This window comes from Streptomyces pilosus (assembly GCF_014649835.1).
In the GTDB taxonomy this organism is placed as follows: Bacteria; Actinomycetota; Actinomycetes; order Streptomycetales; family Streptomycetaceae; genus Streptomyces; species Streptomyces pilosus.
On the sequence record NZ_BMTU01000004.1, the window covers coordinates 530,811 to 544,925 of the forward strand.

General features: G+C 72.8%; 9 protein-coding genes. 2 read left to right on the top strand and 7 right to left on the bottom strand.

Annotation, left to right across the window (positions count from 1 at the left end):
• Window positions 1-10: 10 nt before the first annotated feature.
• Window positions 11-2,134 carry a DNA gyrase/topoisomerase IV subunit B gene (locus tag IE118_RS13430; protein WP_189558041.1) on the bottom strand — a complete coding sequence of 708 codons (2,124 nt, stop codon included), beginning with the start codon at window positions 2,132-2,134 and terminating at the stop codon, window positions 11-13.
• Between the two features lie 440 nt (window positions 2,135-2,574).
• Between IE118_RS13430 and IE118_RS13435 the strand changes: the two genes are divergently transcribed.
• Complete coding sequence (locus IE118_RS13435; protein WP_189558042.1) at window positions 2,575-2,802, top strand: DUF7455 domain-containing protein; 228 nt, start codon at window positions 2,575-2,577, stop codon at window positions 2,800-2,802.
• Window positions 2,803-2,911: 109 nt separating this feature from the next.
• Here the strand turns inward: IE118_RS13435 and IE118_RS13440 are convergent, their stop codons facing one another.
• From IE118_RS13440 to IE118_RS13465, 6 genes are all read right to left on the bottom strand, one after another.
• On the bottom strand, window positions 2,912-3,778 hold the full coding sequence (locus IE118_RS13440; protein ID WP_189558043.1) for a S1 family peptidase: 867 nt from the start codon (window positions 3,776-3,778) through the stop codon (window positions 2,912-2,914).
• Window positions 3,779-3,931: 153 nt separating this feature from the next.
• Window positions 3,932-5,464, bottom strand: a complete 1,533-nt coding sequence (locus IE118_RS13445) for an RNA polymerase sigma factor (RefSeq protein ID WP_229846792.1) — start codon at window positions 5,462-5,464, stop codon at window positions 3,932-3,934.
• A gap of 432 nt (window positions 5,465-5,896) precedes the next feature.
• Complete coding sequence (locus tag IE118_RS13450) at window positions 5,897-6,784, bottom strand: FadR/GntR family transcriptional regulator (protein ID WP_189558044.1); 888 nt, start codon at window positions 6,782-6,784, stop codon at window positions 5,897-5,899.
• Between the two features lie 163 nt (window positions 6,785-6,947).
• Window positions 6,948-8,849: an ABC transporter ATP-binding protein gene (locus IE118_RS13455; protein ID WP_189558045.1), complete on the bottom strand. Its 1,902-nt coding sequence runs from the start codon at window positions 8,847-8,849 to the stop codon at window positions 6,948-6,950.
• Between the two features lie 121 nt (window positions 8,850-8,970).
• Complete coding sequence (locus IE118_RS13460; RefSeq protein ID WP_189558046.1) at window positions 8,971-9,729, bottom strand: NUDIX hydrolase; 759 nt, start codon at window positions 9,727-9,729, stop codon at window positions 8,971-8,973.
• Between the two features lie 285 nt (window positions 9,730-10,014).
• On the bottom strand, window positions 10,015-11,682 hold the full coding sequence (locus tag IE118_RS13465; RefSeq protein WP_189558047.1) for a DUF4192 domain-containing protein: 1,668 nt from the start codon (window positions 11,680-11,682) through the stop codon (window positions 10,015-10,017).
• A gap of 163 nt (window positions 11,683-11,845) precedes the next feature.
• Between IE118_RS13465 and IE118_RS13470 the strand changes: the two genes are divergently transcribed.
• Entirely contained in the window at window positions 11,846-14,011 is a 2,166-nt protein-coding gene (locus tag IE118_RS13470; RefSeq protein WP_189558048.1) for a RecQ family ATP-dependent DNA helicase, read from the top strand.
• The last annotated feature ends 104 nt before the right edge of the window (window positions 14,012-14,115 follow it).

The window sequence follows — 14,115 nt, forward strand, 5'->3', positions numbered from 1 at the left end:
GGGGGAGCCGCTACGCGTCGATGCGGGAGCGGTCCAGCGTCGCCGCGGAGCTGGAGATGAACTCCTTGCGCGGCGCCACGTCGTTGCCCATGAGGAGGTCGAAGACCTGCTCGGCCGCCTCCAGGTCGGTGAGGTTGATCCGGCGCAGGGTGCGGTGGCGCGGGTCCATGGTGGTCTCGGCCAGCTGGTCGGCGTCCATCTCGCCGAGGCCCTTGTAGCGCTGGATGGAGTCCTTGTAGCGGATGTTCTTGCTCTGGAACTCCATGAGCGTGTCGCGCAGTTCCCGGTCCGAGTACGTGTAGACGTACTTGTCCTGGCCCTTCTTGGGCTGGATCAGCTCGATGCGGTGCAGCGGCGGCACCGCGGCGAAGACCCGGCCGGCCTCGACCATGGGCCGCATGTAGCGGTGGAAGAGGGTCAGGAGCAGCGTGCGGATGTGGGAACCGTCGACATCGGCGTCGGTCATCATGATGATCTTGCCGTAGCGGGCGGCGTCGATGTCGAAGGTCCGGCCCGAGCCTGCTCCTATGACCTGGATGATCGCCCCGCACTCGGCGTTCTTCAGCATGTCCGTCACGGAGGACTTCTGGACGTTGAGGATCTTGCCGCGGATCGGCAGCAGCGCCTGGAACTCCGAGTTGCGGGCGAGCTTCGCGGTGCCGAGCGCGGAGTCCCCCTCGACGATGAACAGTTCGCTGCGGTCGACGTCGTCGCTGCGGCAGTCGGCGAGCTTGGCGGGCAGCGACGAGGACTCCAGCGCCGTCTTGCGGCGCTGCGCGTCCTTGTGCTGGCGGGCCGCGATACGGGTCCGGGCGGCGGCGACGGCCTTCTCCATGACGACGCGGGCCTGCTGGGCGGCGTCGCGCCTGGTGGAGGTCAGGAACGCCTTGAGTTCCCTCGCGATCACGGTGTTCACGATGCGGCGGGCCGCCGAGGTGCCGAGGACCTCCTTGGTCTGGCCCTCGAACTGCGGCTCGGCCAGGCGGACCGTGACCACCGCGGTGAGGCCTTCGAGGGCGTCGTCCTTGACGATGTCGTCCTCGGCCACGCGCAGCATCTTCTTCGCGCGCAGCACCTCGTTCATCGTCCTGGCGACGGCCTGCTCGAAGCCGGCGACGTGGGTGCCGCCCTTGGGGGTGGCGATGATGTTGACGAAGGACCTGAGCGTGGTGTCGTAGCCGGTTCCCCAGCGCATCGCGACGTCGACGCCGAGCTCGCGCGTGACCTCGGTGGGCGTCATCTGGCCGCGCTCGTCGAGGACGGGGACGGTCTCCTTGAAGGTGCCCTGCCCGGTGAAGCGGAGGGTGTCGCAGACGGGCCGGTCGGAGGCGAGGAACTCGCAGAACTCGCTGATGCCGCCGTCGAAGCGGAAGGATTCCTCGCCCTTGCTGCCGCCCTCGCCGAGTCCGTACTCGTCGCGGACCACGATGGTCAGGCCGGGCACCAGGAACGCGGTCTGGCGGGCGCGCTGGTGCAGCGTCTCCAGGGCGAGCTTGGCGTCCTTGAGGAAGATCTGGCGGTCGGCCCAGTAGCGCACGCGTGTGCCGCTGCGGGTCTTGGGGATCTTCTTCGTCTTGCGCAGCCCGCTGCCGGGCTCGAACTTCGCGTCCGGGCCCACCGCGGAGAAGACGCCGGGGACACCGCGCCGGAAGCTGATCGCGTGGGTGTGCCCGCCGCGGTCCACCTCCACGTCGAGCCGCGCGGAGAGGGCGTTGACGACGGAGGCGCCGACACCGTGCAGACCGCCGGAGGCGGCGTACGAGCCGCCTCCGAACTTGCCGCCGGCGTGCAGCTTGGTCATCACGACCTCGACCCCGGAGAGGCCGGTCTTGGGCTCGACGTCGACCGGGATGCCCCGGCCGTTGTCCCGGACCTCGACCGAGCCGTCGTCGTGGAGGATCACCTCGATGTGGTCGCAGTACTCCCCGAGGGCCTCGTCGACGGAGTTGTCGATGATCTCCCAGAGGCAGTGCATCAGACCACGGCTGTCGGTGGATCCGATGTACATACCGGGGCGCTTCCGCACGGCCTCGAGCCCCTCGAGGACGAGCAGGTGCCGCGCGGTGTAGTTGGAACCGTCCCGGTCTGCTCCTGCCAGCAGCGCTGTGGACGGCACGGACGTCTCGGCGGTCACGCGGTTCGCTCCTCGCTGAATTTCAGATGGGGCCCTCGTGGGTAAGGGCGCGGCCTGAGTCACCGGTGAGAGGGTACCGAGGCCTGGTAGAGCGGCTGTAACGCCACCCTCGTCTCGGTCCCACCCTAGTCGAGGGTCGCATGCTTGTTCGATCCCTCGATGGAGTGAAGCACACATCACGTTCCCTTCGAGGCATGAACCATTTAGGCTCCGGGCACGTCCTCATGAACACCGGCAAGCCAGCCGGGAGGGCCGACCACCGATACGAACGCGAATCCGTACGACACAGAGACACGCACTACGGCACATTCGCCGCCAACCGGCAGCAGCCGGCCGCCTCGGAAAAGATTTTTCGAGGAAAAGCCACGAGCGGGAACGTTTTGGGGCTGGTTGGATGTTGACCCTGGTACGACAGCTCGTCGAGCTAGAGAAGAGGCGACGTGACTACTGTTCTGACCCCCGCGAGCCCACTGACGGCCGCCGATCGCTGCGACCGCTGCGGCGCCCAGGCATACCTGCGCGTCGTCCTGCTGAGCGGCGGAGAACTGCTCTTCTGCGCCCACCACGGCCGCAAGTTCGAGCCGGAACTCAAGAAGATCGCCGCCGAGATACAGGACGAGACGGAGCGGCTGACCGCTCCGGCGAGCACTCCCGACGAAGAGCGCTGACACCTCGCGTCCGACGACGAGCTAACTGGCACAGGCCGGCGAACGGGCGACCGCCTCCGCTACGGAGGACGGTCGCCCGTCTCGCGTTCCCGGCGGTGCCCAGGGCCGCTCAGAGCCCGTCGGACGCCCCTGCTGCCGCCTTCCGGCCCTGTGGCCACCCGAGGGCACGCAGGACCTCTGAGACGCGCGTGTAGACCCCCGGGCTGCCCGCCCAGCCGCAGCCGGCCCCCCAGGACACGAGCCCTATCAGCCGCCCCTCGGCGACCAGCGGCCCGCCGCTGTCCCCCTGGCAGGCGTCGCGGCCCCCGGCCACCTCTCCCGCGCACAGCATCGTCTCGGCGCGGTAGGTGCCCTCGGCACCGCCCGGATATGCCCGCTCGCACTGCGCGTCCGGCTGTACCCGCACGCGGGCCGCGTGCAGACGGCCGGCGTAGGCGCCGGACCCCGTGGTGTCCCCCCAGCCGTAGACCGTGGCCGGTGTACCGGCGCGGTAGGCCGGGTCCCCCGCCCCGGCCATGGCTATGACCGAGCCCGGCGGCAGCGGCTCGGCCAGGCTGAGCACGGCGAAGTCGCCGGAATTGGTGGCGCCGTCGTAGCCGGGGTTCACCCAGGCGTCGCGTACGGCGATCTCCTGACCGCTCTCCGCGAGCAGCTCCGTACGCCCCGAGATCACTCTGAGGTCGGGCACCCGCTCCGGCGGCGCCCCCAGCACCTCCTGGTCCATGCAGTGGGCCGCGGTGAGCACGGTGGTCCGGCCGACCGCCACTCCCCCGCAGAACTGCCCCGCTCGCGTACCTCCGAACCGGTCACGGCTGGACAGTGCCACCGTCCACGGACTCGCCGAGACGTCGACAGGGTAGCCGCCGACGACGATGCTGTCGGCGGCCGCCGGGACGGCCGAGGCCAGCGGTATGACGGTCCCCACGGCCGCGAGGGCCAGCGGCCGGGCCAGGGCCCGAGCAAGACGACGTCGCATACGCGCTCCTCACACTGGGGTGATCCTGAAGCACCCAGAGTGATCGACCGTGCTGAGGCGCGCACCCGCGCGGCAGCGCCGAGGCCCGGCTCCCGTCTCGGGAGCCGGGCCTCGGCGGACGTGCGCGACGGCGGTGTGCCGTGGCGGCCGGGACTAGTCGAGGTAGTCGCGCAGCACCTGGGAGCGCGAGGGGTGCCGCAGCTTCGACATCGTCTTGGACTCGATCTGGCGGATGCGCTCACGGGTGACCCCGTACACCTTGCCGATCTCGTCGAGGGTCTTCGGCTGACCGTCGGTGAGACCGAAGCGCATGGAGACGACGCCCGCCTCGCGCTCGGACAGGGTGTCGAGGACCGAGTGGAGCTGCTCCTGCAGCAGCGTGAAGCTGACCGCGTCGGCCGGCACGACCGCCTCGGAGTCCTCGATGAGGTCACCGAACTCGCTGTCGCCGTCCTCGCCCAGCGGGGTGTGCAGGGAGATGGGCTCGCGGCCGTACTTCTGGACCTCGATGACCTTCTCGGGGGTCATGTCGAGCTCCTTGGCCAGCTCCTCCGGGGTGGGCTCGCGGCCCAGGTCCTGGAGCATCTGGCGCTGCACGCGCGCGAGCTTGTTGATGACCTCGACCATGTGCACCGGGATGCGGATGGTGCGGGCCTGGTCGGCCATCGCGCGGGTGATCGCCTGGCGGATCCACCAGGTCGCGTACGTGGAGAACTTGTAGCCCTTGGTGTAGTCGAACTTCTCCACCGCGCGGATCAGACCCAGGTTGCCCTCCTGGATGAGGTCCAGGAAGAGCATGCCGCGGCCGGTGTAGCGCTTGGCCAGGGAGACCACCAGACGGAGGTTGGCCTCCAGCAGGTGGTTCTTGGCGCGGCGGCCGTCCTCGGCGATGATCTCCAGCTCGCGCTTGAGCTTCGGGGCGAGCTTGTCGGCGTTCGCCAGCTTGTCCTCGGCGAACAGACCCGCCTCGATGCGCTTGGCGAGCTCGACCTCCTGCTCGGCGTTGAGCAGGGGGACCTTGCCGATCTGCTTGAGGTAGTCCTTGACCGGGTCGGCGGTGGCGCCGGCGGCGGCGACCTGCTGGGCCGGCGCGTCGTCCTCGTCCTCGTCGGAGAGGACGAAACCGGCGTTCTCGGTGCCCTCGGGCTCGTCCGCCGCCTTGGTCTCCTCGATGACCTCGTCGTCGGCCGGCGCGTCGTCGTCCTTCTTCGCCGTGGTCTTCTTCGCGGCCGTCTTCTTGGCCGTGGTCTTCTTGGCGGCCGTCTTCTTGGCCGTGGTCTTCTTGGCGGCCGCCTTCCTGGCGGGCGCCTCCTCCTCCGCCTCGGCGGGGTCGGCGGCGGGCGCCGCCGGCGTGGCGGAGGCGGTGGTCTTGCGGGTGGTCGCCGTCTTGGCCGCGACCGTCTTGGTGGCGGTGCGCTTGGCGGGACTCTTCGCTGCGACGCTCTTGCGGGTGCGCTTGGGCTCTGCGGCACTGACCATCAGCGTCACACCCTCTTCCTCGAGGATCTGGTTGAGGCTGCGCAGTACGTTCTTCCACTGAGTGGCCGGAATCTGGTCAGCTTCGAAGGCCCGACGCACGTCATCGCCGGCGATCTGCCCCTCAGCCTTTCCCCGCTCAATGAGAGCCATGACAGAGACGGACTCGGCGATCTCCGGCGGGAGCGTACGGGATGTGCTGGCCGACACGAACAACCTCTCGGAACGTTGATAAACGGCTTCCGGCCCCGTCCACAGTGGACAGGGGCCGACCGCCGGCTTGGGGATGGGCCGACGGCGCGGGCGGGGGCCGGGAAGATGCACAGCGCCATGTCTGGCGTCCGTATTCCCTCCGCGGCTGTCACCTCTTAGGTCATCGCGTTCCCCCCGGGAGCGTTACGCCCAATCCGCGTGGCCCGAGTCACACCCCGTACGCGATCAAAAAGCAGCACACAAGGACAAATGTGTTCACCCGGGGGCGAGGGGGTCGTCTCGTCGGGTCCGCGCCCGCCCTTCTCTGCGTCGGACCCTGTGGGATCGGTCGACGATCCCACAGGGTCCGGCGGGAGGACGGCTCACCGGTGGGGCGCTCGCCACAGGAGGGGGATGGCAGGCCCGCACCGCGCCGTCCGCGGAACGCGGTCAGTGCTCGCGCGGAGCGGGCACCACGCGTTCCACCTCCGGGTGGACGGTGAGGAGCTGCCGCATGGCCGCCTCGGCAGCGGCGCCGTCGCCGCCGGCGAGGGCGTCGAGGATCCGGGCGTGGTGCGCCAGCGAGGCCTCGGTCGGTCGCTCACAGCCCGTGACCGGGCTGCCCGAGACCTGGAGCGCGGCGGACACGATGCCGGAGAGGTGCTCCAGCATCCGGTTGCCCGCGACCTGGATGAGCAGGGAGTGGAACTCCGCGTCGGCACGGGCGAACGTCAGCCCGTCCCCCTGCCCCAGCGCGTGGCCCATGATCTCCATCATGTCGGACAGGCGCTGCTGGACGTCCTCCCGCCCGTGACCGGCCGCCAGGCGCGCGGCGAGCGGCTCGATCGTCCAGCGCAGCTCGCCGAGCTCACGGCGCTGGTCGTCGCGCTGGGGCCCGAAGGCCCGCCATTCGATGATGTCCGGATCGAGGAGGTTCCAGTCGCTGACGGGGCGCACCCGCGTACCGACGTTGGGCCGGGCGCTGACCAGGCCCTTGGCCTCCAGGACGCGGAGCGATTCGCGGACGACGGTGCGGGAGACCTCGAAGCGCTGGCCGATCTCCTCGGGAACCAGCGGGCGGTCGGCTCCGAGGTCCCCGGAAACGATCATCTGCCCCAGTTGCTGGACGAGTTGGCCGTGCAGCCCACGCCCGCGGCTGCCCGCGGCGCGGCGGCCCACACGGCCGAGCTCCGGGTCCGCGCCGTCCCAGACAGGGGCCCCGGCGCGGTCGGGGGCGGGGGCCTCGCCATACGGGTAGCGGTCGAGTTCGCCCGGGTTCGCGAGGCCGGAGTCGGCGGAGCGGGCGGCGGTCATCATGGTGTGCGCAAGGGTACTCACGCATCCTTTGTCGGCGCCGTTTCCAACTCCCTTGAGGTCTTTGGTGAAAAGCACACGAAAGGGTGATCGCTCACCCCGTCGCACTTGACGCCTTATCGGAAAGAAACGCGCATCCGGTGGGGAGTTGTGAGCAGAGACAGCCCGATGTGTTCTTAGACGGTCGTCATCGGACCCTGCTCCGCAGGCCGGTGAGCAGGTACGCGCAGAGCAGCACGGCCAGCGACAACGTCAGCGCCCCACCCACGGGTTGGGCGACCAGCCGCAGTACCGCGTCGAGGTGGCGCTCGCCGCCGAACGGCCACCGCAGCGGCAGCCCTTCCCGCAACCGCTCGGAGAACGGGGCGGGGGTGCGCCCCGACGGCCGGTCCAGCACCTTGTGCACGAGGGGCACGACGAGGAGGGGCACGGCGACGACCGCGGCGACGCCGGCGGAGGTGGACCGGAAGACGCCCGCGGCCAGTACGCCGGCGCAGGCGCACCCCGTCACCAGGGCGAGCCAACCGGCGCTCAGCGGCAGCCAGTCGGCGGGGATCTCCACCAGCTCGGGTCCGTAGACGAGGTAGAGCAGCTCGGCGTCGCAGCCGACGGTCAGGACCGCCAGCACCACGGCGGTGGCCGAGGCGACGAGGAGTTTCGCGGTCAGCAGCCCCAGTCTGCGGGGCACGGTGCCGCGGTCCGCCGCCAGCGCGGGGTGGCGGAACTCGTCGCCGAAGGACAGGGCGCCGAGCAGTCCCGCGCCGAGGGCGGCGGGCGGCAGCGGCAGCTGAGCCGGCCAGGCGGCCAGCAGCCGCGGCTGCGGGGTGTGCCCGACGCGCGCCAGCAGCACGGCGGTGAGGGCGGACACGACGAGCACGCCGGCCGCGACGAGGAAGCCCGTGCCGACACCGGTGGCACGGCGGATCTCGTAGCGGACGGGGCGCAGCGGCCGGGGTGCGGGACGGACCGAGATGGGAGGCGGCAGCTGCTCCCCGGCGGGGTGCGCCCGGTCGCCGCGAGGAGCGCGGCCGGCCCGCCGCCATCCGCGCCGGGCTTCCTCCCCCGCGTCCTCGGCGCCGGCCTTCTCTTGGAGGTCCCGGTCACCGGGCACGGGCGTGAGGGAGGCGACGGTGGCCCGCCCGCCGGGGGCCGGCCGCCGGTCGTCCGCCGCGGGCCCCGGGCCGTCCCCCGCCCCCTCCGCCGCACCGGCGCCGGGCCCCATGTCGCCCACCTCGTCCGCGAGTCGGTGGACGACGATGCCGTTGCGGAACGCGGTCTCGCCGACCTCCGCGCAGGTACTGCCGTAGACGCACAGGCGGTTGCCGCCCTCCCGCACCACCTCGACGGACCGCTGCGCGGAGCGGGCCTCCTGGGCGAGCAGCACGGACAGGCGCGCGGCGTGCGGGCTGCGGACGGCGACGCGGGGGCGCAGCCGGGTGCGTGAGAACTCCGCGGCCTGCTGGTCGGCGACGACCTTCCCGCCCTCCAAGGTCACCACGTGGTCCGCGGTCCGCGCGGTCTCCTTCGGGTCCGTCGTCGTGCACAGCACGGTGCCCCCGTGGTCCGCGTGCGCCCGGAGCATGCCGTGCAGCCAGCGCCCCTCGCCCGCGGACAGTCCGCGCGCCGGGTCGTCCAGCACGAGCGTGTGCGGGTCCGGCAGCAGCGCGCAGGCGAGCCCCAGGCGGCGGTCCATGCCGCGCGACAGGGTGCCGAGTCGTTCGTCGCGCAGGCTCACCAGCCCCACGGCTTCGAGTACTTCGTCGGCGCGGCGCCCCGGTAGGCCCGAAGCGGCGCAGAGCATGCGCAGATGCCCGCGTACGGTGCGCGCGGGGTGTCCCGGGACGTCGCCCAGCAGTACGCCGACCTCGTGCGCGGGGTGGGGGATGCGGTGCAGGGGGCGGCCTCTGAAGTAGGTGATGCCACGGCCGCGTTGAAGTTCGAGCATGAGCCCGAGCACCGCCGTCTTGCCGGCTCCCGGTGCTCCGAGCAGTGCGGTGACGCGGCCCGCGTGCGCCTCGAAGGAGACGTCGTCGACGGCGGGCGGAAGCTCCCTGCGGGGGCTGCTGGTCAGTCCGATGGCCTGGATCACCCGATGCAAGATAGCGTGCCATATGGGGTTTTTCGGGCATCGCGCGGCTCACCGCGGACGGAGGAGTACGCGCTCACCGGCCCGTTGGCCGATCGCCCCGCGGCGCCGGACGGTTCCGGGGTCAGACCTCGGGGCGCAGCATTGGGGGGTTGAGCAGGGTGGCCCCGCCGGCCCGGAAGAGCTGGGCGGGGCGGCCGCCCTGCCGGGTGGTGGTGCCGCCGGTAGGGACCAGGAAGCCGGGCGTGCCCGTCACCTTGCGGTGGAAGTTGCGCGGATCGAGCGCCACGCCCCAGACCGCCTCGTAAACCCGGCGCAGCTCTCCGACGGTGAACTCCGGCGGGCAGAACGCCGTCGCCAGCGAGGAGTACTCGATCTTGGAGCGGGCGCGCTCCACCCCGTCCGACAGGATCCGGGCGTGGTCGAAGGCGAGCGGCGCCACCGGCTCGCCGTCCCTGCCGTAGTCGTCCTGCCGCAGCAGCTCCTCCACGGGCGCCCAGCGCGCGTTGCTGGCGTCACCGCCGGCCCGGGGTGCGGGCAGGTCGGGAGCCAGGGCGAGGTGCGCCACGCTGACGACGCGCATCCGGGGGTCCCGGCCGGGATCGCCGTAGGTGGCGAGCTGTTCCAGGTGGGCGCCGTTGTCCTGGGCGGGGGCGGCCGGGTCGTGCACGCTCAGTCCGGTCTCCTCGGCCAGCTCGCGGGCGGCCGCCTGCGCCAGGTCCTCGTCGGCCCGCACGAAACCGCCGGGGAGCGCCCAGCGCCCCTGGAACGGCGACTCGCCCCTGCGTACCGCCAGCGCGCACAGGGAGTGCCGGCGCACGGTCAGCACGACCAGGTCCACGGTGACGGCGAAGGGCGGAAAGGCTGACGGGTCGTAGGGCATGCCGCGATCATAGTCGTCTCCCTGACGATAAACACTCCCTTCGCCGGTCGTATCGATGGCTGATCCACTTCGTTCCGGACCGGCTCGCGCCCCCGGCTCGCAGCCGCCCCTCCCCCGCCTCCCCGCTGCCCGGTGCCGGTGGGCGAGCGCAGGTCACAGGGCCGAGGACGCCGCCCGCGTCCGGGCCGGTCCGCGCGGGTCCGGGCAGGGCCGGGCGCGGCCGCCCCTCGTGCGGGGCGGCCGGAGCGGGCGGCCGACGGCGGCCGGGGCGGTCCGTCCCCGGTCTCACTCCCTTGCGTCACTGCCCGGGCGGCCGGTCCGCGCGTCGTCGGATCCCGGTCCGGGCGTGCCCGCGACGCCTCGGCGTGCGCCGCCCGCCGCACCCCGGCCGGGGTGCGTACTCGCCGCCGACGCCCGCGGGCGCGGCAGCCGGGCGCCCGGCCCGCCGCCCTCCGCACGCGTCCGCCGCGGTGACCCGCCGCCCGCTCCGGACACGCGTGCGCGGTGCCGGCGGGGCGGGGGAGGCGTGCCGGGACGGGGCACCGCGGGCGCGGCGGTCAGGGATCCGCGGCCGTCCCCCGGGGCGGGGCCCGCCGGGCGGTCGGCCAGAGGTCCGGGGCCGTCCTCCGCCGGGGGGCCCGCCGGCCGGTCGGTCAGGGGTGCGTGACCGTCCCCCGGGGCCGGGCCCGTCGGTGGCCCGGCGGGCTCCCCGGGCGTCGCCTGCCCGCGGTCCTCCCGTTCGGTGCGCAGGCAGCGGCGGACCGTCTCCGGGTCGAGGCCCTCGTTGCACGCCTGGTGCAGCAGCCGGGCGAAGAGGTAGTCGGGGTCGGCGCCGAGGGCCATGGCGAACGCCTCCCGGGCCTCCAGCTCGTCACCGGTGGACCAGGCGACCCACCCGGCGAGCGTGAGGGGTGCGGCGGCGTGTTCGCCGTACGGTCCGACGCAGCGGCGGGCCAGGGCACGCCACAGGCGCAGGGCGGGTCCCGCCTCGGCGCCCTCCATCCACTCCGCCGCGCGGTCGCGGGTCGTCCGGTCCTGGAGGCCGAGGATCAGCGTGGCCGCCTCGTCGTGCCCGAGCAGGTCGTCGTCGCGCCGGTCCGCCGCAAGGGCGTCGGACGCCGGCGGGGCGCCGGCGAGGCGGGCCATGACCCGCTCGGCCAGGCTCAGCGCCTTGCCGGCCACCTCGGAGCGGCCCGCGGCGTCGAGGATCCGGGGCACCAGCTCCATGCCGGCGTCGTCCAGCGCCTTCTGCTGTGCGAGCACGGTGGAGTTCTGCCGGGGAAGGAACCGGGCGCGCAGTTCGCGCAGCGAACCGCGGATCTGGAGTCCGGCGTACGCCGCGGCGGCGGCCAGCACCGAGGTGCCGGGCAGCCCCATCGGCGTCCCCTCGGCCGGGCAGCAGCCCTCGTCGTCGCAGCAGTACGACCAGAAGCGGCCGCCCGAGACGCACAGGGCCTCCACCACCGGGATGTCCAGGGCACCGCACTCCAGGCGGAGGGCGTGCGCCAGCGGACCCAGTCGTTCCTTGACCCGCCGGCCGGTTTCGCCAGGACCCGGCTCCTGACAGAGGAAGACGACCATCTGTTCCGGCCGGGCGCCCCTGCGCTCGCTGCCCGCCACCAGGCCGTGCGCCAACTGTCGAGCCGCGGAGGGCCAGTCGTCCGCGCCGGCGGGGATGCCGAGCCGGGCACGGCCGCCGAACCGGCCGCGGCCGTCCTTGTCGTGCAGGGCGACGAGCACGATGCTGTCCTCGGGCCGGTGGCCGAGGAGGTAGGGCAGGGCGTCGGCGAGTTCCGCGGGAGTGCGCAGGGTGACCTGCTGCTCGCCGCCGTGGCTGTCGTACGCGGTGCGGGCGAGGTCGTCCGGGAACGGTGTGCGGTCCCGCCCGCACCCGTCGCGCTCGGAGATGTCGCTGTCTTCGGGGGAACCGGTCGTCCCGCTCTCGTTCGTCATGCCTGGACGATCTCGCGAATCCCCGCATTCCGGTTCTCCCTGTGGATAACTCGCATCAGGGACATGCCACTCATGCCCGCTCGGCCCCGCCCGGGCGCGGCCGGCCGCCCGCGTCCACAACGCGACGGGCCGGATGTCGGTGCCGTCCTGTTGTATGGGACCCATGGAGCACACGAACAACGCGGATCTCCGGGCCGACGCCGACGCGGTCCTCGCCCGTCTCGTCGGGGACGCCTCGGGCGAGGCCCGGCTGCGCGAGGACCAGTGGCGGGCCATCGAGGCGCTGGTCGCCGACAAGCGCAGAGCCCTGGTCGTGCAGCGCACCGGATGGGGCAAGTCCGCCGTCTACTTCGTGGCCACCTCGCTGCTGCGGGCGCGAGGCAGCGGCCCCACCGTGATCGTCTCCCCGCTCCTGGCGCTCATGCGCAACCAGGTGGAGGCCGCGGCCCGCGCCGGCATCCGCGCCCGGACCATCAACTCCTCCAACAGCGAGGAGTGGGACGCCATCCAGGAGGAGATCGCCGCGGGCGACGTCGACGTGCTGCTGGTCAGTCCGGAGCGGCTGAACAACCCGGACTTCCGCGACCAGGTCCTGCCACGGCTCTCCGCGGCGACCGGACTCCTCGTGGTCGACGAGGCGCACTGCATCTCGGACTGGGGACACGACTTCCGCCCGGACTACCGCCGGCTGCGCACCATGCTCACCGACCTTCCCGGGGGCGTGCCCGTGCTCGCCACCACCGCCACCGCCAACGCGCGCGTCACCGCCGACGTCGCCGAGCAGCTCGGCACGGGCGGCTCCTCGGACGCGCTGGTGCTGCGCGGCCCGCTGGACCGGGAGAGCCTGAGCCTGAGCGTGCTGTCCCTGCCGGACGCCGCCCACCGGATGGCCTGGCTCGCCGACCACCTGGACGACCTCCCGGGCTCGGGAATCGTCTACACGCTCACCGTGGCCGCCGCCGAGGAGGTGACCGCCTTCCTGCGGCAGCGCGGTCACACCGTCGCCTCGTACACCGGCCGCACGGAGAACGCGGACCGGCAGCAGGCCGAGGAGGACCTGCTGGCCAACAAGGTGAAGGCCCTGGTGGCCACCTCGGCACTCGGGATGGGCTTCGACAAGCCCGACCTGGGCTTCGTGGTCCACCTCGGCTCGCCGTCCTCTCCCATCTCCTACTACCAGCAGGTGGGCCGCGCCGGCCGCGGTGTACGGCACGCCGAGGTGCTGCTCCTCCCCGGGAAGGAGGACGAGGCCATCTGGGACTACTTCGCGTCGCTCGCCTTCCCCTCGGAGGACCTCGTGCGCCGCACGCTCGACGTCCTCGCGGGAGCGGACCGGCCCGTCTCCCTGCCGGCCCTCGAGCCGCTGGTCGAACTGCGCCGCTCGCGGCTGGAGACCATGCTCAAGGTGCTCGACGTGGACGGGGCGGTGAAGCGCGTCAAGGGCGGCTGGACCGCCACCGGGCAGCCGTGGACGTACGACGCGGAGCGCTACGCGTGGGTGGCCCGTCAGCGCAAGGCCGAACAGCAGGCGATGCGCGAGTACGCGGCGACCACGGAATGCCGGATGGAGTTCCTGCAGCGCCAGCTGGACGACGAGGGCGCCAAGCCCTGCGGGCGCTGCGACAACTGCGCGGGCGCCCGCTACACCGCCGACGCGTCCGAGGCGGCGTTGGCGGCGGCCCGTGTGGACCTGGGCCGGGCGGGCGTCGAGGTGGAGCCCCGGCGGATGTGGCCCACCGGGCTCCCGGCGATCGGCATGGACCTCAAGGGCCGCATCCCGGCCGGGGAACAGGCCGCGCAGGGCAGGGCGCTGGGCCGGCTGTCCGACATCGGCTGGGGCAACCGGCTGCGGCCGATGTTCGCGCCGCAGGCGCCGGACGGGCCGGTGCCGGACGACGTCGCCCGGGCCGTGGTCGGGGTGCTGGCCGACTGGGCCAAGGGCCCCGGCGGGTGGGCGGCGGGAGCGGCGGACGCCCGGCCCCGGCCGGTGGGGGTGGTGACCCTCGCCTCGCGCAGCCGGCCCCGGCTGATCCACTCTCTGGGTGCGCGCATCGCGGAGATCGGCCGACTGCCGCTGCTGGGATCGGTGGCGTACACGGACGAGGCGCACCCCGCCTCGCGGAGCAACAGCGCCCAGCGCCTCAAGGCCCTCGACGGAGCGCTCACCGTGCCCGACGACCTGGCGGACGCGCTCGCACGGGCCCAGGGACCGGTCCTTCTCGTCGACGACTACACGGAGACGGGCTGGACCCTCGCGGTCACGGCGCGGCTGCTCCGGCGTGCCGGTGCACAGGCTGTACTGCCGCTGGTGCTGGCCGTACAGGGCTGACGGTTCGGGGCACCCCGCGGGTGGGGATATTAACCGTGGAACACCCGATACCGGTCCCCTGCCCCAATTGCTCGTTGCCGCATCCAAGTTCGACAGGAAGAATT

Coding starts and splice junctions, on each gene's coding strand:
- IE118_RS13440 (WP_189558043.1), bottom strand. CDS start 3,778: ATGCGACGTCGTCTTGCTCGGGCCCTGGCCCGGCCGCTGGCCCTCGCG.
- IE118_RS13460 (WP_189558046.1), bottom strand. CDS start 9,729: ATGCCCTACGACCCGTCAGCCTTTCCGCCCTTCGCCGTCACCGTGGAC.
- IE118_RS13465 (WP_189558047.1), bottom strand. CDS start 11,682: ATGACGAACGAGAGCGGGACGACCGGTTCCCCCGAAGACAGCGACATC.
- IE118_RS13470 (WP_189558048.1), top strand. CDS start 11,846: ATGGAGCACACGAACAACGCGGATCTCCGGGCCGACGCCGACGCGGTC.